The sequence below is a fragment of the Paenibacillus sp. JT31N11 genome, from assembly GCF_056269285.1.
This window is the reverse complement of record NZ_JBWDNQ010000003.1, coordinates 509,520-529,140: the sequence shown is the minus strand read 5'-3', so window position 1 is coordinate 529,140 and position 19,621 is coordinate 509,520. Positions and strand designations below refer to the sequence as shown.

The following is a 19,621-nucleotide window of genomic DNA, read 5'->3' as shown; positions in this document are numbered from 1 at the left end:
AAGTGGCGATGGCTTACCCGCAAGAATCGATCCATCTTGGAATTATGATTAGCCAGAGGCAGGCTGATGAAGGAGAGTGTGCGGATTCTCCGCCTCTTCAAATGCCGGAGGACCCGTTCTGCCGTCAGTTATGCAAGTTTGGCCGCAAGCTTGGCATCAACGCCTACCTGTTCGACGCCTCATGTCCGCAGCATGCCAGCGCAATTTCCGGCTACACCCTGAATCATGGCGTATGGGAACGGGTAAGCATGCCGCTTCCGGATATTGTCTACGACCGCACCATGTGCAGAACCGCCGGGCAGATTGAGCTGCGCTCCAGGACACTTGCCGCATTAAAGCAAAAAAAACCATTCATTCTGATGAATGGCTCGCTGCCTGACAAATGGAATGTGCATACTCTGCTGCTGCAGGATGAAGAAATGCAGCCGTGGCTTGTGCCCAGCGCCCGTTACGAGGGATCCGGTCAGCTCATTATGCTTGAGAAGCAGCATCCTTACGGATTGTTCCTCAAACCCTCCGCCGGAACCCACGGCAAGGGAGCTCTTCATGTATTCCGTTCCGGCGGAAAATACCGCATTGAAGGCCGGGACCGGCATAACGGCATCATTGCTTGCGAATTCAATCATTTGCGGGAAGCTGCAGACTGGATCCAGCGCTTCGCCTCCGGTACCTATCTCGTTCAACCGTACCTGCGGTTAAGCGGGGATGATGGCCGCCCGTTTGATGTAAGAGCCTTGATTCAGAAAAATAACTGTGGACACTGGTCCTTCACCGGAGCTGCGCTTCGCGAAGGCGAGCGCGGAAGCGTCACCTCCAATCTGCATGGAGGCGGAAAAGCTGCGGGGGCCAGCGAATCGTTAACTCGCCGTTTTGGCGGGGATACCGCAGCCAGGCTGCTAGCGGATATCCGCCGGATAAGTCAGCGCGCCGCCGTTCGGCTGGAAGAAAGCTGCGGACGTCTGGCCGAGATCGGCTTTGACTTTGGCATTGAGCCGGATGGCCGGCTGTGGCTGCTCGAAGCAAATGCCAAGCCAGGCCGCGCAGCTTTTGCCGGCGACAAACAAACGGAAAGAAGCGCCGTGCTTCAGCCTCTTCACTATGCCGTATGGCTGGCAAACTGCCAGAATCCTTTTTTCAAACCGACAACCAGAGCGCGCTTCATGCGCCGTGACACTGATCCTATGATTACCGTTGATGCAATCCAAAGGAGATACGTCCAGGAGGTTCATCCATGAGTTTGACTTCGTGCCATGTACATTTCTCACCGCAAAGCGAGAGAATCGTCTACTTGTCGAGCTCGCTCCTTAAATCGCTGAAGCTGGCCGGCAAAAAGTCGGTTCATCTGAAGCTTGGCAAACAAACGATTACCGCAGCTATCAGAACCATAAACCGGCAGGGATCCCACTTATATTTATCAGCCGGTGTCCGAAATTCGATTCGCGTCCCGAAAGCCGGAACGATCTCACTTTTGCAGGATGAGGATAACGAGGTGCAGATCGGGCCGCTGATCGGCGTTTTGACCGACTCCGGGCTCGGCTCCACCGGCTCGCCGTTTGGTTCCCGGACCGGATATATCCGCCAATTGCTGCGAATGGGGGAGCGAAAAGCTTATTTCTTCGCTTTTACCCCGCGCGATATTGACTGGCAGCAGGAGAAGGTCAACGGCTATTTTCTGAACAGCCAAGGCGGGTGGTACCGTAAAACGGTATCGCTCCCGGATGTGGTTTATAACCGTCTGCCAAGCAGGAGGGCAGAAACCACATCGACGATCACTTCGCTGCGCGAGCGCTTTATCCGCAAGCAAATCCCGTTTTTCAACTGGAGCTTCTTTAATAAATCCGATGTATACAAACTGCTTGACCAGGATGTGGAAGCTTTGGTTCATATGCCGGAATCCGCGAACAATCCGCGTCCGGAAAAAATAAAGGAAATGCTGGAAAAACATCAGTTCATTTATTACAAACCAACCGCAGGAAGCCTGGGTATCGGGATCTACAGGCTCACTTATAATCCGAAGCGCGGTTATTTCGCCAGATACCGCCGGAACAATACAAACGTTCTGCTCCGTTTTACAAGCTTCAACTCCCTGATGCGCATGCTGCAGGCACGCCATGGGAACAGCGGTCTGGAGCGTTACGTCTGCCAGCAGGGCGTGCGTCTGATTGAAATCGACGGCTGCCCGATCGACTTCCGGTTTCATATGCACAAGAATGGCGACAATGAGTGGGTCCCTGTAGGCATCGGCGCCAAAAAGGCCGGCCGCGGCAGTGTTACCACCCACATCAAGAACGGCGGATCACTGCTGACACCGAAACAGGCGCTTAGCAAAACCTTTGGTGACCAGGATGAAGAAATCCTGGAAAAAGCCAAAAAGGTATCGATTAAGCTGTCGGAGGCCATTGAGCGCAACTTCCCTCATACACTTGGAGAGCTGGGTCTTGATCTGGGCATCGACAAGGACGGCGAGGTCTGGATGTTCGAAGCGAACGCAAAGCCGGGCCGATCGATCTTCAGTCACCCGGCGCTGCGTTCTGAAGGCCGCGCTTCATTGAGCCACATTCTGGATCACTGCATGTACCTCAGCAATTTCCGCAGGGGGAATGACTGATGGACGGCGTTCGCCATGAGCTTGCATCGGTCGTTGACATTCAAACCAAACGGCCGGTTCTGGCTATTCTTACAATCGATGATGAGATTCAGCTGTTTCGGGGCAACCGCAACAATTTTGCCGATCTCATTACGGCAGGACGCGAGCAGGGCTTCATCGTCTATGTACTGACGGTGAGCCAGCTCAAGCTGACGCGCAATTCATTGGATGGTTTTATCTATGAGGAGGGGACGGACAGCTGGATTCAGCAGAAGCTGCCGTTCCCCGATCTGATTTATAATCGGATTCCGCTGCGGGAGGATGAGCTGCTTCCGGAGGTAAAGCGCAAAATTGCCGCCTGCTTGCGAAATCCGCGCGTCATCCTGTTCAACCCTGCTTTTTTTAATAAATGGAGTCTTTTCAAATGGCTGCGGAAGACACCTCACACAAGGCCCTTTATTCCGGCAACAAGGCGTTTGCTCAGCCAGGAGGTTCTGGGCAATATGATGCTTAAGTATAAATTTCTGTACTTGAAGCCGGTAAGCGGCAAAGCAGGCAAGGGCATTATGACCATTCTGCTCCAGCCGGAGAAGACATTTCCTTACCGGCTAAAAATCCAGACGGATAAGAAGAGCATCACCTATAACTGCGGATCGCTGCGCAAGCTTTGGCTGCGGGTCAGAAAGGAGTGTTCCGGTGAACGCTACATCGTCCAGCAGGGCATAAAACTGGCCGCCATCAACGACCGTTCCTTTGATCTGCGGGCGCTTGTTCAAAAAAACCAACGGGGCCAATGGGATATCTCCGGCATTGGCGCCCGGGTAGCCGGATCGCTCAGTATTACAACGCATGTGCCCCGCGGCGGCAGCATCGATGATCCGGAAAGACTGCTCGTCAGCGCATTTGGCACAGAAGAGGCTCATAAGATTCTAAATAAGACCCGCACCACTGCGCTGCTTATTGCCCGGCAGATCGAACGGGGGGCCCGCCATCGCCTGGTCGAAATGTCGATGGATCTGGGAATCGACCATTCCGGCGGCATTTGGTTCTTCGAAGCCAACTCCAAGCCGATGAAGTTCGACGAGCCCGATATCCGCAAGCAGTCGCTCGATCGTATTTTTCAATACAGCCAGTTTTTACTGCGGAAAAAAGCGGGTAAAAAGGCGGCTCCCGGCTAAAGCCGGAAGCCGCTTAAGCTTTCGAAGCAAGTTTTCCTCCGGAAAACTTAAGCTTATACTTTCGAAGCAAGTTTTCCTCCGGAAAACTTAAGCTTATGCTTTCGAAGCAAGTTTTCCTCCGGAAAACTTAAGCTTATGCTTTCGAAGCAAGTTTTCCTCCGGAAAACTTTTAGGAGGTGCAAATCATACAAATCAAACGGCTTTCGCCTGATGAATGGGGCAGAGTCAGGATGAAAATTATCGACTTCGCCTCCCGCTTCGGCGGCAATCGGCTGTCTGCCGCAGGCCTGAGCGAGCTGCGAAGACTCCCTGCCGAATCCCTGGCAGGGCTTGAACGCCGCCTATCCCTGTCTGCATCCGGTCCTGCTGCACTCAAGTTTGATTACAGCGATTCTGACGGGATGATGTACACCGCCGGGAGCAGTATGGGCCCTGCAGCCCCTGCTGAGGCTTTGTCAGCTAAAGCGGCGCATTTGAGTGCAGATGCGCCGCCTGCGGCTGTAGCCATCGCCCTGGAGGGCGGTAAACTGGCCGCCGTCGCTTTTGCTGCAGATGCCGGCAAGCGGGCTTGCCTGGTGGTCGTTCATCCCGGTCATCGCGGCCGCCGGATCGGAAGTGCTCTGCTGTCAGAGCTGCGCGGCCACTTTGGCGGTCTTATGTGCAGCGTTGCCGCTGACAATCCCGCAAGTATGCAAATGTGTTTTCATGCCGGAATGAAGGCTGTCGAACTTTTTACAGGTCCAACCGGCAAACCAACGCTTCGATTCGAATGCTAGGAGGAGTCCGCATGGGCCAGCCCGTGCTTGGCATATTAACGCTTTATTTGAACGAGAATGGATTGCTTGAAGAAAAAGCTGTCTATCAGAGAATGACGGCCGCAGGCCGTCAGCTGGATCTGGATGTGTTCGTCTTTACACCGCAGGATGTCAATTACAAGCAGAACCGGATTTTTGCGCATATATTCGATCCCGGCAAAAAAACCTGGACCCGCAAATGGCGTTCATTTCCCCATATGATTTATGACAGATGCCGCATCCAGAAAAGCCACAGATTCGAACAGTTGGGCCGGTTCCGCAAGCAGTATGGCCACCTGACCTTCCTCAACCGGGTGCTGCGCAACAAATGGACGGTATACAAGACCATGCGCATGGAGGAATGCTTCCGGCCCCATCTGCCGCTTACCCGCTTATATGAAAACCCTGGCGATCTGACGGAAATGGTCAATAAATATCCGCTGATTTATTTAAAGCCTGTCAACGGCACCGGCGGACGCGGGATTCTGCGCATTGAGAAGCAGCAGGGAGGAACTTATCTCATTCAAGGCCGTGATCAATCGCGGCGTATCATCACTCCACAGCGTGTACCTCTCTCCGGTTTGCACAGCAGGCTTGCCGGGTGGAATCTGAAGGGGAACCGTTATCTGGTCCAGCAGGGCATACAGCTGAAGCTGCCGAATGGGCGGGTTCATGACTACCGGATGCTCGTGCAGAAGAATAGCAGCGGGAACTGGGAAGTCACTGGCTGTGCCGGGAGAATCGGGGCATCCCGCAGCATCACCTCCAATCTGCATGGAGGCGGGCATGCCATTACCATGCAGAAGCTGCTGAAGCAGTGGATCCAAAATGAGGAGACCATCCAGCAGATTACCGACAAAACCGGTGAGCTGGGCGTACAGATGGCGGCGTTTCTGGAGGAATCCTACGGCAGATTATGCGAGCTCGCGCTTGATCTGGCCATTGACAGGAAGGGACAAATCTGGCTCCTGGAGGTGAATCCCAAACCCGCCAGAGAAGTATTCCTGCAGGCCGGAGAACGGGAAACATACCGCCGCGCGATTACCAGACCTCTGGAGTATGCGGTATGGCTGCATGAACAGAAAAAGCGGCGGAAGGACAATTCGACCTATCAACCAGAAAATCCCGGAACCTGATAACAGTTCCGGGATTTTCTTTGAGCTTTTGATTGTATCACACCATACCACCAGAGTCAGAACGTATCGCTCCCGCTTCTAGGCCCCCGCTTCGGCGGTACGGGATTCCGCATTGCCTACGAGCTCCAGCAGCTGGCGGAAATCTCCGATCAGCGCATCCGCCCCGCTCAGCTCCTCCTGGCGGCCGTACACGGCATAAGCGCAGCCAACCACTCCCAGCCCGTTGCCTCTGCCCGCTTCCACATCGGAGGAGCGGTCGCCAATCATCCAGGCATAATCAAGACCATGATCCTCCATAAGGCGGGCAACCAGATCAACCTTCGTTGACGTCTGATATTCGCCAGCACTGTACAAGCCGTCGAACAGCTCAGTTAGCGATTTTAGCCGGACAATTTCCCTGACATACCGTTCAAGCCCATTGCTGGCAACAAACAGCTTGTATCCATTGGCCTTCAGCTGCCGCAAGGTGGTCTCCACATGCGGATAGAGTAAACCCTCGCCTGCTTCCAGACCTTCCACTTCATACTGCAGCAGCAGCACATCCGCACGTTTTCTGGCCGCTTCCGAGCTGCCCGGCATAACCGATTTCCATATATCCTCCAGCAGCATTCCCAGACAGCCAAGCAGCCGCTCCACCGGAGGCGTGGACTCGTGGAACAACCCTTCCTCCCGCAAAGTCTGGAAAATCCGTTCATGAACGCCCAGAAGCAGCGTGTCCGTCTCGAACAAAGTACCATCCATATCAAATATAAGCGCCTGCGGCTTCATCAATCTGCTTTCGTTTGGCAAGTTCCTTCGCTCTCCTTCCAAGTCTCCCATAATGATAATGGAAAAGAGCAGAATCGTGCAAGCTCGAAACCAACTTGTCCTTGCCGGTCTACCACTTGGCCGGGTCGATATCCTCTGGTCCTAATCCATTCCAAATATTAGGGATATCTACCTGCTCGGGGTGATCAAAGACCAGAAATGCCGTCGGCAGATACCGCTCGCCATGCTCGGAGGAAGGCTTGTTCAGGATTTGATTGTCCTTCACGAGCACTGTCGAGGAGCCTCCGTCCAAATTTGCGGCTATGACCGCGCCATGCTTCAGCATAATTTGCTGCACATCGTACAGATTCGCGCCAATGCTGTGGCCGGGCTGCCTTCCGTCAATCACGACAAACATTATGGCTCCGTCCGCACGCTGCCCCATCGCCGTGCGCGGCGCGATTCCCCAGCCGTCCTTGGCATTCTTGATCAAGCCCTTGCCATTGACGATGATCCGCGGCTGGAACGTAACGGCTTCTTTGACTCCCATGGATTGAATTTCAGCAAGCGAATATTTGCCGGCTATCATCTTGCCCTTGCCGTCAATGCCGACGATCTGCGTCGATTTCTTGCCGCCCAAATCCTCGTAGTACACCTTCCCCTGCGAAATCACAAGCCCGATCGGCTGGAATCCGTTTCCTTGCCAGTTGGGATCGGCAAATCCGCCGCCGTTCACACCGGCGATTGCCCCGGTCCGCTTCACCATGCTGGATACTTTCTCCCCCTTGCCGGCCTTTTCCGGTAGGCCGAGACGGATTTTGGTGGGATCATTTACGATCATCAAATACCCTTTGTAGCTCGGACCGGAAATGGTTTCAATTTGAACCAGCGGTTTCTGCTCCACCTGTCCGGATTGATCCCCTGTGCCTGCCGGAAGCTGAATAGTGTGGCTGTCGCGTTCCTCTCCCATTTGATTAAACCGGTTCTGGTATTCCTGAACTCTCTGATCCAGCGCCTTCTGTCCGATTATATATTTGGCCCATTGCCGATGCTGCGTAGTGATTAACGTGTCTGCTACCAAGTAGCGAAAATTATTGCCCGATTCTGTGAAGAACATCCAGCCAAGTCCGGTGATCCCTGCCAGAAACGCAGTTAGCAGCAAATATCCCGCTATCCGCGCAAAACGGGATTTACGCTTCCTGGCACGCTTTCGCGAAGGTGCAGCAGAGCGCGTGGGTGATGTTTTTCTATTCGATGACGCTCTTGAAGTTGAAATCTTCGTATCCATTTGCGTTTGATCGCCTCTTTTCTGCTGTTGCCGCGCTTCATACTTGACGAAGCGGGAGAGGCAAAAGTTTCGATCATCGACTTCACATGCCAATAACAGTGGTATTCAACAGCATTCGATCTCGATAATGCAGGCGTCAGCAGTCATCTATCGACCCCCTTGACCATCGCAAAAAGAACCCGGCCCAAGTGGGCAGGATTCTCCGGTTGCAAAACTTTTCAGTGCGCGCAGCCTGGTCTTATTAAACTTAATAGACCTTCTTCGTATCCCTGTCCATCTTGATGATTTCCACCGCTTCCCTGAAGCGCAAAGAATGAATGATTTCCCGTTCTCTCAGGAACTTCAGGCTGTCCTGCAGATCCACATCGTCAGTCATATCGATAATCCATTGATAAGTAGCCCTGGCCTTCTCCTCAGCTGCGATATCCTCATACAAATCCGCAAGGGGATCACCCTTGGCAGCAATATAGGCAGCAGTCCAAGGCACCCCCGATGCATTGTTATAGAACAGCGCGCTGTCATGATTGGCAAAATGCTCCCCTAACCCCGCTGCCTCCAGCTGCGCAGGAGTAGCATCCTTCGTGAGCTTATAGATCATTGTGGCAATCATTTCCAGATGGGCAAATTCCTCGGTTCCTATGTCCGTTAATAATCCGACTACCTTATCCGGTATCGTATACCTTTGATTTAAGTATCGCAGCGCTGCCGACAACTCCCCATCTGCGCCCCCATATTGCTCGACAAGATATTTCGCCACCCTCGGGTCGCATTTACTGACCCGCACCGGGTATTGGAGCTTTTTATCATAAATCCACATACCACACATCCCTCCTGACCGGTTAAACGCTTTTGAGGTGCTTTTACACGCAATGGGCGAGATGGATCACACCTGCCATGGCCATGGAGTCTCAATCCATTGCCATGGATATTTGGAATAACTGTGGCCAAACTGGAGCAAAGGCCCATACTGCATCTCAAACTCATGGGCGCAGTGCTGCCTCTGCTGGACAAGCTGGTTAAACTGCTGCAAAATCTGCATATCATTGGGATGGGTATCCAAATAAAGTGTTAATTCGACCAGAGCAAAATCCAGCTGCTGAAGCTCGAGCAGCTTGCGGTAATAATTCTCATCCGGTTTATTCATGGCTTCTGCTAGGCCCCCTTCCCGCATCTGGATTCATAGGGACTGAAGAAAGCAGGCCACAGCGTTCCCACCTTCAATGCCTCGGACAATGAAAATTGCGGTAAATTCATAGGCTGGTAGGTAAAATACTGATTAGGGGGCACGACATAGGTTTTCACATATTTTGGGGGACAGGGATCAAACGGGCCGACAAACGGATACCATTCTCGGGTTTGCTTCAAATTCACCTTGGCTCCTCCTTCTTTCTGCCTTCGGATTCGTCCTTCGAGAGCCCATTTTTCAGGCATTCCTTTAGTAAGCATATGACAAGAGCCCAGATTTTGTTCTCATTCAGGAAGATTAATTCTGTTTTTTCACCAAAAATTTGCATAAGTTGTCCATTTCTTTCATATCCATCCGCCTTGTTGATTGCCTCCATGAGAGTGAAAACGCAAAAAAAGCAATCTGCATTTACAATGCAGATTGCTTTTCATTCATGGCGGCGCAGACTGTAACTCAACAATCACGCTGCCATCTCCATGCTCTTATAAGAAGAGCAGCCAAGTAATAAGCCGTCCAGTAGAATCAATCTTCAGCGGGAGCTTCGATCTCCAGCAGTTCATCCCTTTGTAGACGAAAAATATTGACGCGCAGCACTCTCAGCCGCTCGCTTTCCGCTACTTCAAACACATAGTGCTTATGCTCGACCTTCTTTCCTTTGACGGGGTTGCCTTCAAGACGGGTGAACAACCAGCCTCCTATGGAATCCACATCATCATCCTCGATATCCAGATTAAACATGTCATTCACATCTTCAATCAGCATCCGGCCATCTACAGAGGTCACATCCCCCTTGACCACAACACTTGGCTGTTCCGTATCGAACTCGTCATGAATCTCCCCGACGATCTCTTCAAGAATCAGTTCAGTCGTGAGCATGCCCGCCGTTCCGCCATATTCATCCACAACAATCGCCAGCTGCGAATGCTTGCGCTGCATCAGCTTCAGCACATGACTGATTTCCATCGATTCGGGAACATTCAGGATGGGACGAAGAAACTTGTGCAGGGTATGGTCCTCATCCGGATCGGCCGTCAGCAAATCCGTAATATGTACAAATCCGATCAACTGGTCCTTATCCTCGACACAGACCGGGAAACGCGTATGTTTGGTCGCATAGACTGTCTTCATATTCTCGGCAAAATCGATATCGGCATAGAGACAATCCATATCGGTGCGAGGCAGCATCACTTCGCGGGCCAGCCTGTCGGAAAACTCAAAAATATTGTCAAACAACTTCAGCTCATCCTTGTCGATGATGCCGCTGACCGCGCTTTGATTCATCAGAATACGGATCTCTTCTTCCGTATGGGCCGAATCATGCTCGCTTGCCGGTTTCACGCCAATCAGCCTGAGCAATCGGTTGGCGGAGCCGTTGAGCAGCCAGATCGCCGGGAGGAAAATACGATAAAACAGCAGCAGCGGCATCGATGCCCACAGGGAAGTGGACTCCGACTTCTGAATGGCAAGCGTCTTGGGCGCAAGCTCGCCAAGCACAATATGCAGGAAGGTAATGACAAGAAAGCCGATAACGACGGATATGGAGGAAATAACCGTTGAATCGCTCAGCCCGAATTCGTGAAGCAGCGGTTCCACAATCAGATCGGATATGGCAGGCTCGCCTACCCAGCCAAGTCCAAGAGAAGCAAGGGTAATCCCAAGCTGCGTTGCCGATAAGTATGTGTCCAGCCTGCTGTTCACCTTAAGGGCATATTTCGCGCGCTTATTCCCCTCATTGGAGAGCTGCGTCAGTCTGGATAACCGGACCTTCACGAGCGAAAACTCCGCTGCCACAAAAAAACCATTCAACAAAACAAGGACAAAAACAATAATTAAATTCCAGACAATCTCGCCTGCGTCAAAATGTCCCAATAGGGTGGTCCGCTCCTCTCATCCAATCTAAAGGATAGCTTTTCGAGCCAGAAAATCCACTTCCCTGTAGTACATGTCTTTAACCAGTAAATTTGGTCCGCAGCAGGCTGCAGCCGGGCAGTGGCAGTTAACGCTGCCCGCCAGCGGATGGGCAAGCCAGCGCTCGAACAATTCATCGAGCCGGTCTGTGCTGATGTTGCCGAAAGCCGGCACATCAGAGAAATCTGTCACGAATACATCTCCCGTGAACAGATTCACGTTGAGACGGTTCCGCCCGTCCGGATCATTGCGAACCGTTACGTTCGTTTCCGCCGCGAGTCTTGTCAGCAGATTGCGGTCCTCGGCCTCCTCACTGCAGTGAAAGAACGGCAGGGTACCAAACAGCATCCACAGGGAAGAATCCCGATGATCCAGCAGGTGCAGGATAGCTCTGCGCATCTCCTCTTTATTTATAACCGGTAAATCGGAAGCGAAAGCACTTGGGTACATCGGATGTACCTCATGACGCTGGCAGCCCATCTGCACAATAAGCTGATGAATCTCGGCCATTTTCTCATGCGTCCGGAAATTGATCATGGATTCAGCGGAGACGAAGAGACCGCCCTTGCTTAATTTGCTTGCATTGCTGAGCATTCGCTCATACATCCGGGCAGCCGTTTCACGGGCAACGGGATGACCGCTTTTGGCAAAACCGACTTCGTGAAAATCGTCGGCGTTGGTGTAATTGAAAGAAATATGCATCACATCCAGGAACGGGGCAATCTCCTCGTACCGGCTGTAATCCAATGTGATGTTGGAGTTGATTTGCGATCGGATCCCCCTGCTGCGGGCGTATTTGAGCAGTGGAATCAGATATTCCTTCACTGTTTTGCCGGAAAATGTGGGCTCGCCACCGGTAATGCTGATCGTCTGCAAATGCTCGATTTCATCCAGCCTGCGCAGCATCATCTCCAGAGGCAGCTTGCCTGGCTCAGCCATAATGAGCGTATCCCCCACCGCGCAATGCTCGCATCGCATATTGCATAGATTGGAAATTGTCATCTCCACGCTTGTCAGACGATGCCTTCCAAACTGGCGCAGCGAAACGATCGGATCCCACGGATCATCCGCAGGCGAAGCGGGTCGAACACCCTGTGTACGATCTGTATGTATAACATTTTGCATAGTTTCAGCACCTGACTTTATCATTCGTATTTCCATCATTGTAATATTCGCCGCGTATTGTTGCAAATAATTAACAACGATTCAGCAAATTTCGTCATTTCGAAAGATGGATAATTATAAGAAAAAAAATAACTCACGGTCCTCTGGCGGGTATAGTTGTTAAAAAAAAGAGCCCTATCGGCTCTTTTTCCCAGCTATTGTCCCTCCCGGGTCCTAAGCCCCGGTTACTTCCGCCAGCTGGGGATCCTCATTGACTCCGGTAATCATCATGGTCAGCTTGGTTGACAAATCAACTTCGTACGGCGCCTTCAGCTCCGTGCCGTGTTCGTCTTCCAGGACGCGCACAACGGGCCGATGCGGACAGGAAGCGTTAATGTCCACCACAACACCGGTCTCACCGGTCTGGAGCTTTACGGTAACGCCAATAGGGTAAATCGCGACCTTGTCCCTGAACGTCTGAAGCATGCTTTGCTCATACAACGTTCCCGTACCGGTATAGAGCGCCTCCACCGCTTGGTGGGGAAGCATCGGAGATTTGTAAATGCGGTTTGAGGTCATAGCATCGTAAGAGTCCACGAGTCCAATCCACTTGGCGTATTCGTGAATTTGATCTCCTTTGATTCCCCTCGGATAGCCGCTGCCATCCAGTCTCTCATGGTGCTGATAGGCACAGTGTGCGACCAGCAGCGGGATATTCGGCTCATCCTTCAGCAGATAATACCCGCGTTCAGCGTGCCGCTTCATTTCCTCGTATTCATCACGGGTCAGAGAACCCGATTTTTTCAATACATTGGTTCTGATTTGGGTTTTGCCGATATCATGAAGCATCGCACCAAGACCAATGTTCATTAATTCGTCGCGCGAATAATCGCTGGCAATGCCTAGTATCGTGGAATAGACACAGACATTAAGCGAATGCTGAAACAGATAATCGTCTACGATCCCCATGTTCATCAGCATCAGCATGGCATCCTTCTGGCTGGTGAGATCGTCGATCACCATATTCATAACCTGCCGGAAGGGCTTCGCTATGTATGGGTAGGTAACCCCGGATTTGCGATTGGGCTTGTCCATCATAGCCCGGAAATTAGTCCGGATTTCATGAAGCGCCCGGTGTCTGGTCGCATCGCTGATCAGATCGGGAACCACTATATCAGCCGTTTTGGGATCATGAATATAAACAAAGTTGATGCCGCATTCCCGTAGTCTGGATATCAGCTTGTCGGTCAGCTCGACTTGCTCGGCAAGCAGGACGAGACCTTCCTCTGAGTAGATCTTTTTGGCTAGTTTCATGCCTGCTCGGCATAGATGTATGGGCAATAATCGCATCGGATCGACCCCTGCTTGCTTCAATTTTCCTAATCATGAGGGCATGTCAATCGACCTCGTAATTTTAATGTAAGTTATTTTGGAAAAAAGAGCAATAACTGATTCGCCAATTATCGACAAAAAATCATCTTTTTCATCGAATGATAAAAGTCAAGCAGGAAGAAACAACTGTTTTTCCCGCTTATCGCATAATGAAGAACCAGAACAGAGCTGCCAGTATAAACCGGTAGATAGCAAAATGAGTCAGCTTCACCTTTTGAATATGCTTCAGGAACAATACGATTACGAGCCATGCCACCACGAAGGATACAATAAATCCGGTAATAAAGAACAGCAGGTTGTCCCCTTCAATAAACTTGTAATTGTCCAGCAGCTCGTAGCCTGTCGCCACCGCCATGATTGGAATCGCCATCAGGAAAGAGAAATCGGCAGCAGCCTTGTAGCTGGTCCCCACCAGCATCCCGCCGGCAATCGTCGAGCCTGAGCGCGAATAGCCCGGCCATAATGACAAGCATTGCAGAATTCCGATCATAAACGCCTGCTTATAGGAAATATCGTCAATGGTCTCCGATACGACGCGAATCCGTCTCGTACTTGAGAGCCACTCAGCTATAATCATGTAGACGCCGCCCACCACGAGCGCATAGAGGACAGGGGTCTGGTTAAATCCTTCACCCTTGATAACATCCCTCAGGAAGAATGCGGACAGCATTGCGGGCACAATGCCAAGTGCGATATGAATAAGATTAAGTTTGCGTCTTGCTCTGGGGTAAGCGGAAATTCTTCCCAGACTTTCCGTCTGCCGGGACAATCCGAACAGATTGGCAATACGCTTGCGGTAAATCAGAGCAATTGCCAGAATGGCAGCCAGTTGGATGACGATTTCGAACGTAACGATCATCTGATTATCCGAGGCGTAACCAAGCAGCTTATTGGTCAAAATCATGTGTCCGGACGAAGATACCGGCAAAAATTCAGTCAGCCCTTCAACAATTCCTAAAATAACAGCATTAATAATATCTCCCATAAAAGCCTGGTTCTCCCTCCTTCATCTCTGGCAGTTGTCAACCGGTCGTTCCATGATTTGTACCCGTCATGGTCCAGCGGTTCTTTCTGCAATCCAAGAGAGCTTGTGTATGCTGCAATTCCAAAGCCAGCACGTCCCGAATGAACTCGGGCAAAAAGTACTGAATGTCCTTGCCGTTTTTGATTGTCTCATAACCTACACCGAACGTAAACATGTCTATCGTCCCTACCACGTATTCACGATCAGGGTCAAAGTCCTGCCCGTTTACCGTCAGGGAATGGATCTTGCCATAGGGAGGCGCCTCCGGGTCCCAACTTATTTCGAGACCGTCAACGGCCAAGGTACCAAGAACATTGCCCCGGAATCCGAACCCGCGGATCGGCTTATCGATGAATTCCCCAAGAAGGGCTTGTTCCAATGCGCGCAGGAGATCCGGACCGGCCAAGCTCATCCGGCAGGGGTTGATGGGAGAAGGACACAGCGCGTGCAGCTCACCCGCCGTTACGTCTCCTTCGGCGAGTCCGCCCAGAAGCTGTCCCGTGTTGACGATGCCAATCTCCGAGTCCGTCCAGCGCCTCAGACCGGCAGCCAGCAAATTGCAAAGCGGCGATTCCTGCTCGACTCTTGCCGGCAGCGGTTCGGACAATCTTGTAATGACTCTGCTGAGACGACGCTGCCCCGCCGCTTTGAAGCCGCCGATTATGGCGGCGGCTTCGGGTTTCTCTTCGTATGCGGCCATCGGTATGCATTCAACATGGAAAGATAGACGTTTAAGGACAGGATCCAGACCAATCTCAATGCGCCCTATATAATCGCCGAACTTGCCGGCGGCACAGATATAGGTCCTGCCAATCACTTCCGGCTCCTCGAGCAGATGATGCGTATGTCCGCCAAGAATCAAATCGAGACCTTCGACTTTCTGCGCCATCTGCCGGTCAAAGGCCAAGCCCAGATGCGACATGACGACCAGCACATCGACGCGCCCTCTCAGGGCGGCTGCCTGCTCCGCTACCGCGTCAATGGGATCGCCGGCATTCCAGTCCAGCAGATCATAAAAATCGGCAAAGGCAGCCGTAACCCCAATAATTCCAATCCGGAGACGTCCTTTTTGGATAATCGTGGAAGGCTGCAGCCATGAAGGCCTCTCGCCACTTGATTTTTGGTGCATATTGGCACAGATCGTCTGAAAGCGCGCATGTTCGCGGTAAGCGTCATCCAATTGCTCATGCGTAAAGGTTAAACCCTCATTGTTTCCGAGAGTTACCGCCTCATAGCCCGCCTCATTCAAAAGCTCTATATTCACAAGGCCGTCACTGGCCTCCGTCTCAATTCTCATGCGGTCCATATGATCGCCGATATCCAGAGCGAGCACGTGGTCGCTTCCATATGTACGCCTTGTTTCTGCAATGTAAGTGGACATTTTTGCCGCCAGTTCCAAGCGGCTGTGAACGTCGTTGCTGTGCAACAGAACGACTTCAGGCGCACCAGTCGATGTTTCTTTCATGCCTGCCTCCCGGGTTATAAGGGATTACCGCTTTATTCGCATATCTTGCGGAGAAAACGTGCTTTTGAATCCATACGAGACTTCCCCCCTGCTTGCTTCCTCATGCAGAAAACGGCACATGACCACGCTTTTTACGTTCAGACATGCGCTTGAGCCGTTTGGAACATAGAGCCGGATAGGCCCGCCCTTCTGCAGCGGCTGCCCCTCTATCGCATATTGAACGGCAGCTTCCGCAAGCTGTTCCCAAGGAATAACCGCTTCAAAGGAATCCGCACCTTCCACTTTAAGGTGACTGGGCTCCGGAGTCTGCTGCCCTATTCCCTGCAAGGTGCGCCAGGCGGCATACCAGGCTGCAAAATCAAAGGCATCTCCCCCTGCTTCCGGCACACGCTCCGACAAGGCAAAAACATTCCCCGCAAGCAAAGCCATCTGCTCCGGGGATGTTTCACGCAGCGGTTGTCCGAAATGGTCAATCATTATCGTACGGGAAATACTCATTTATTATTCCTCCAGCTATTGTCCGTACTCTACTTTCGCAATTGTGAGATCCTAACCGCCGATTTGGGACATTCTCCTTGCGGTAGGCTCGTGGCTTTGGGCTTCATCAGACAGCTTGGCTGCCATCTCATGATTAAGCGGCTTGATATCCATCGCCCGCATATATACGGCACGCAGCGCCTCCGGATTTCCAAGCGCGGGCTTCACGCTAAGCTCATCCACCCAGTACAGGCAGGGCTTAATGCTCCCATCCGCCGTCAATCTCAGACGGTTGCATCTTTGGCAGAAGTGATCGCTGACGGGATGAATCAGGCCAAACGAGCCCAGTCCGCCTGCAATGCGATAATCCTCGGAAGGGCCGTTCCCGATAATAGAGTCCAGGCGTTCTATATCAAGTTTGCGTTCCCGGGCAATTTCCAGAACACGCGTTAAAGGCAAATAATGGTTTTTCCAATTTTCGTCGGCGTGTCCGATCGGCATGTACTCAATAAAACGGACATGCAGCGGATGCTCATAAGCCATCTGAAGAAAATCACCGATCTCATCCTCGTTGACGCCCTTAAGCAGCACGCAATTGAGCTTTATCGGGCTGAAACCCACTTTCGCCGAGGCTTCAATGCCGGCCATGACCCTTTTCAAATCCCCTCGTCTGGCAATAAACTGAAACCGTGCCGGATCGAGCGTATCCAGACTGATATTTACCCGGTTGACTCCGGCTTCTCTCAGCGCCCCGGCTTGATCTGCCAGCAGAACACCGTTGGTTGTCAGCGATATATCGCGAATACCGGGAATTGCAGCCAACCGGCGCACCAGTCCGTCCAGGCCCGGACGCACAAGCGGCTCGCCTCCTGTAATGCGCAGCTTTGAAATACCGAGGCTCGCGCCCACCTCAACAACCTCAACTATATGATCATAAGACAGCAAATCGGAGGAAGGAGCAAATTCAACGCCTTCTTCCGGCATGCAGTATAAACAGCGTAAGTTACAACGGTCCGTCACGGATATTCGCAAATAATCATGAACACGTTCGAACCGATCCGTTAACCCCGGCATAGTCCGCACTCCCCTTCATGTAGCTGCTTCTAGCATAACATTTTTCAAATGATTATGGTATGCTGTAGAGATCACTAACGAAGATACGAGAGGTTAAAACATGAGCAATCTATGGAATATTCAGTTGTTCGCCGGCCTGGCTGAGCGATTGGCGGAACCGGCAATCCGTCTGCATCTTGATGAAGACCAAATCCCTGTCATTGCGTTGAAACAAGCTCTGATTGCCCGATATCCCGCACATGAATCGTTAATAACAGCCTCATTCATGGCCTCCAACCAGTCCTATGCCGCTGATGACGATATTGTGAAATGCACGGACGAGCTTGCTCTGCTCCCTCCTGTCTCCGGCGGAGAGCCGGTGCCTGCCGCAGTCGCGGACAATGGTTTGTTTGCCGTCACGGAGCAGCCGCTGTCCGTTGAGGCGATCACGGCTAAAGTCATCGCGCCTGAGAATGGCGCCACCTTGACGTTTACGGGCACCACAAGAGAATGGACCGAGGGGCAGCGGACGGTCCGTTTGGAGTATGAGGCTTATATACCCATGGCTCTCAAAATGCTTCAGCAAATCGGCGATGAAGTGTCGCAGAGATGGCCGGGCGCGCGTTGTGCAATCGGGCATCGCATCGGTGTAGTCGCCATTGCCGAGATCAGCGTTGTCATCGCGATCTCGACACCCCATCGGGATACCTGCTATGAGGCAAGCAGATACGCCATTGAACGGCTTAAGGAAATAGTGCCGATATGGAAACGGGAGATATGGGAAGACGGCTCGGAATGGAAAGGCCACCAGCAGGGCCCTTGGAATCCCATCGCCCCGCCATTATAAAGCAGCTGCGGCCAAAAACCAGCTTTGGATCCGATGAAGCTGTTCTCTCTGTCGGAGATGCTGTATCGGCAGCGCAGTGAAAAAACGCAGTCCATGATTCCCAAAACCGTTTTTCTGCTTTGTCAGGGAAACTGTTGCGGGCAGCGCGCAGAAAAACTTTAGGAGGCTCCGCATGACTTTTCACGACAAGGACAGCACAGATTACAATTCCAGGTCAGCGGAGCAGCCCCCCGCTTATGCTGACCGCTACTCCAGACAGATCCGCTTCGCTCCTATTGGAGCAGAAGGGCAGCGAAGCATCGGTGAGAGCAGCGCTGCCGTAGTCGGCATGGGCGCGCTCGGAAGCGTTGCAGCCCAGCATCTTGTACGGTCAGGCATTGGCCGAATCCGAATCATTGACCGCGATGTAGTGGAATGGAGCAACCTGCAGCGGCAGATGCTGTACACAGAAGAGGATGTGCAGCGCATGCTGCCCAAGGCGGCCGCGGCGGCTGAGCGGCTGAGAAGCATCAACAGCTCTGTACGCATCGAACCGATGATCCTTGATCTGACAAGCGCAAATGCGGAAGAAATGCTGGACGGGGTCGATCTTATTATAGACGGATCCGATAATTTCTCCGTTCGTTATTTGATTAACGATATCAGTTTGAAGCTGGAGATTCCCTGGATCTACGGAGGAGTCGTCGGCGCATCCGGCATGACCATGTCCTTCATTCCGGGACAGACGCCATGCTTCCGCTGTCTGTTCCCTGTACCGCCTGCTGCAGGCTCTGTAGACACGTGCGAAACGGCGGGCGTTATTTCCCCGGCCGTCGATCTGATCGCTTCCATGCAGGCAGCGGAAGCGCTCAAGTGGCTTAGCGGCAATGCTGCGGCCATGCACGGCACTTTGTTCCAGGCAGATCTGTGGCAGCACCGCTACACCCCGCTGAATGTCTCCAAATCCAAGCGCAGCGACTGCCCGGCTTGCTCCCGGCATCAATACAGCTATCTGGATGACAATGAGCTGGAATCGGCAGCTGTATCGCTGTGCGGGCGCAACACGATGCAGATTTCGCCGCGACAAAACAGCAAAATCAATATGGATGCGTTAGCCGCAAGGCTCAGGCAGGCTGGTAAGGTCGAGCAAAATCCGTTTCTCATCCGTTATCGGCGGGATGAGCAAATAACAGCCGTTTTGTTCCCGGATGGAAGAGCCCTCATTCAAGGGACAGAGGACCTTGTCGTCGCCAAACGCATTTACAATGAAATATATGGAATATAAAGATTCAGTCTGCTCCCGGTCCCGCAATCAAAAATAATCTGATTTACCTATATATTTGCTCATATATTCATATAAATTTTTATAATTCGATTTGCTGTTATTGCCAATTCCACTTTTTGTTGCTACCATAGACATAACAATTGATTGGACAACTGTTACTTGAGGTGGAGC

Annotated in this window: 19 protein-coding genes; 7 read left to right on the top strand and 12 right to left on the bottom strand. The window is 52.1% G+C overall.

The window, feature by feature from the left end; genetic code table 11:
* The first annotated feature begins 8 nt into the window (after window positions 1-8).
* From AC0YNV_RS14995 to AC0YNV_RS14975, 5 genes are all read left to right on the top strand, one after another.
* A complete protein-coding gene (locus AC0YNV_RS14995; RefSeq protein WP_475768770.1) occupies window positions 9-1,235 on the top strand; it encodes a YheC/YheD family endospore coat-associated protein in 1,227 nt (408 codons plus the stop codon).
* Window positions 1,232-2,608 (top strand): YheC/YheD family endospore coat-associated protein, encoded by a 1,377-nt coding sequence (locus AC0YNV_RS14990; protein ID WP_210038519.1) that lies wholly within the window; start codon window positions 1,232-1,234, stop codon window positions 2,606-2,608. The genes AC0YNV_RS14995 and AC0YNV_RS14990 overlap by 4 nt, the downstream gene beginning before the upstream one ends.
* A complete protein-coding gene (locus AC0YNV_RS14985) occupies window positions 2,608-3,765 on the top strand; it encodes a YheC/YheD family endospore coat-associated protein (protein WP_475768769.1) in 1,158 nt (385 codons plus the stop codon). Before AC0YNV_RS14990 ends, AC0YNV_RS14985 begins: the two co-directional genes overlap by 1 nt.
* 230 nt (window positions 3,766-3,995) lie before the next feature.
* Entirely contained in the window at window positions 3,996-4,541 is a 546-nt protein-coding gene (locus tag AC0YNV_RS14980) for a GNAT family N-acetyltransferase (RefSeq protein ID WP_475768768.1), read from the top strand.
* Window positions 4,542-4,552: 11 nt separating this feature from the next.
* The gene (locus AC0YNV_RS14975; protein WP_475768767.1) at window positions 4,553-5,695 is read left to right on the top strand and encodes a YheC/YheD family endospore coat-associated protein; all 1,143 of its coding nucleotides are present in this window, start codon (window positions 4,553-4,555) and stop codon (window positions 5,693-5,695) included.
* A 78-nt stretch (window positions 5,696-5,773) separates the two neighbouring features.
* On the opposite strand, the gene AC0YNV_RS14970 is transcribed toward AC0YNV_RS14975, so the two are convergent.
* From AC0YNV_RS14970 to moaA, 12 genes are all read right to left on the bottom strand, one after another.
* Complete coding sequence (locus AC0YNV_RS14970) at window positions 5,774-6,484, bottom strand: HAD family hydrolase (RefSeq protein ID WP_475768766.1); 711 nt, start codon at window positions 6,482-6,484, stop codon at window positions 5,774-5,776.
* Window positions 6,485-6,572: 88 nt separating this feature from the next.
* Window positions 6,573-7,730: a phosphodiester glycosidase family protein gene (locus AC0YNV_RS14965; RefSeq protein WP_475768765.1), complete on the bottom strand. Its 1,158-nt coding sequence runs from the start codon at window positions 7,728-7,730 to the stop codon at window positions 6,573-6,575.
* Between the two features lie 247 nt (window positions 7,731-7,977).
* Window positions 7,978-8,547, bottom strand: coding sequence for a manganese catalase family protein (locus tag AC0YNV_RS14960; RefSeq protein ID WP_210038514.1), 570 nt, complete (start codon window positions 8,545-8,547; stop codon window positions 7,978-7,980).
* Between the two features lie 66 nt (window positions 8,548-8,613).
* Window positions 8,614-8,874: a spore coat protein CotJB gene (locus AC0YNV_RS14955; protein WP_210038513.1), complete on the bottom strand. Its 261-nt coding sequence runs from the start codon at window positions 8,872-8,874 to the stop codon at window positions 8,614-8,616.
* An 8-nt stretch (window positions 8,875-8,882) separates the two neighbouring features.
* A complete protein-coding gene (locus tag AC0YNV_RS14950; RefSeq protein WP_210038512.1) occupies window positions 8,883-9,101 on the bottom strand; it encodes a spore coat associated protein CotJA in 219 nt (72 codons plus the stop codon).
* A gap of 337 nt (window positions 9,102-9,438) precedes the next feature.
* Complete coding sequence (locus AC0YNV_RS14945) at window positions 9,439-10,785, bottom strand: hemolysin family protein (protein WP_475768764.1); 1,347 nt, start codon at window positions 10,783-10,785, stop codon at window positions 9,439-9,441.
* Between the two features lie 27 nt (window positions 10,786-10,812).
* A complete protein-coding gene (gene yfkAB, locus AC0YNV_RS14940) occupies window positions 10,813-11,949 on the bottom strand; it encodes a radical SAM/CxCxxxxC motif protein YfkAB (RefSeq protein WP_475768763.1) in 1,137 nt (378 codons plus the stop codon).
* A 213-nt stretch (window positions 11,950-12,162) separates the two neighbouring features.
* Window positions 12,163-13,278, bottom strand: a complete 1,116-nt coding sequence (locus AC0YNV_RS14935) for an HD-GYP domain-containing protein (RefSeq protein WP_475768762.1) — start codon at window positions 13,276-13,278, stop codon at window positions 12,163-12,165.
* 181 nt (window positions 13,279-13,459) lie between these two features.
* A complete protein-coding gene (locus AC0YNV_RS14930) occupies window positions 13,460-14,305 on the bottom strand; it encodes an undecaprenyl-diphosphate phosphatase (RefSeq protein WP_475768761.1) in 846 nt (281 codons plus the stop codon).
* A 37-nt stretch (window positions 14,306-14,342) separates the two neighbouring features.
* Complete coding sequence (locus AC0YNV_RS14925; RefSeq protein WP_475768760.1) at window positions 14,343-15,809, bottom strand: bifunctional metallophosphatase/5'-nucleotidase; 1,467 nt, start codon at window positions 15,807-15,809, stop codon at window positions 14,343-14,345.
* 24 nt (window positions 15,810-15,833) lie between these two features.
* Entirely contained in the window at window positions 15,834-16,307 is a 474-nt protein-coding gene (locus AC0YNV_RS14920) for a molybdopterin-dependent oxidoreductase (RefSeq protein WP_475768759.1), read from the bottom strand.
* A gap of 51 nt (window positions 16,308-16,358) precedes the next feature.
* Window positions 16,359-17,360, bottom strand: a complete 1,002-nt coding sequence (gene moaA / locus AC0YNV_RS14915; protein ID WP_210038505.1) for a GTP 3',8-cyclase MoaA — start codon at window positions 17,358-17,360, stop codon at window positions 16,359-16,361.
* Between the two features lie 100 nt (window positions 17,361-17,460).
* Between moaA and AC0YNV_RS14910 the strand changes: the two genes are divergently transcribed.
* A complete protein-coding gene (locus tag AC0YNV_RS14910) occupies window positions 17,461-18,186 on the top strand; it encodes a molybdenum cofactor biosynthesis protein (RefSeq protein ID WP_475768758.1) in 726 nt (241 codons plus the stop codon).
* Between the two features lie 172 nt (window positions 18,187-18,358).
* A complete protein-coding gene (locus tag AC0YNV_RS14905) occupies window positions 18,359-19,450 on the top strand; it encodes a ThiF family adenylyltransferase (RefSeq protein WP_475768757.1) in 1,092 nt (363 codons plus the stop codon).
* Window positions 19,451-19,621 lie beyond the last annotated feature (171 nt).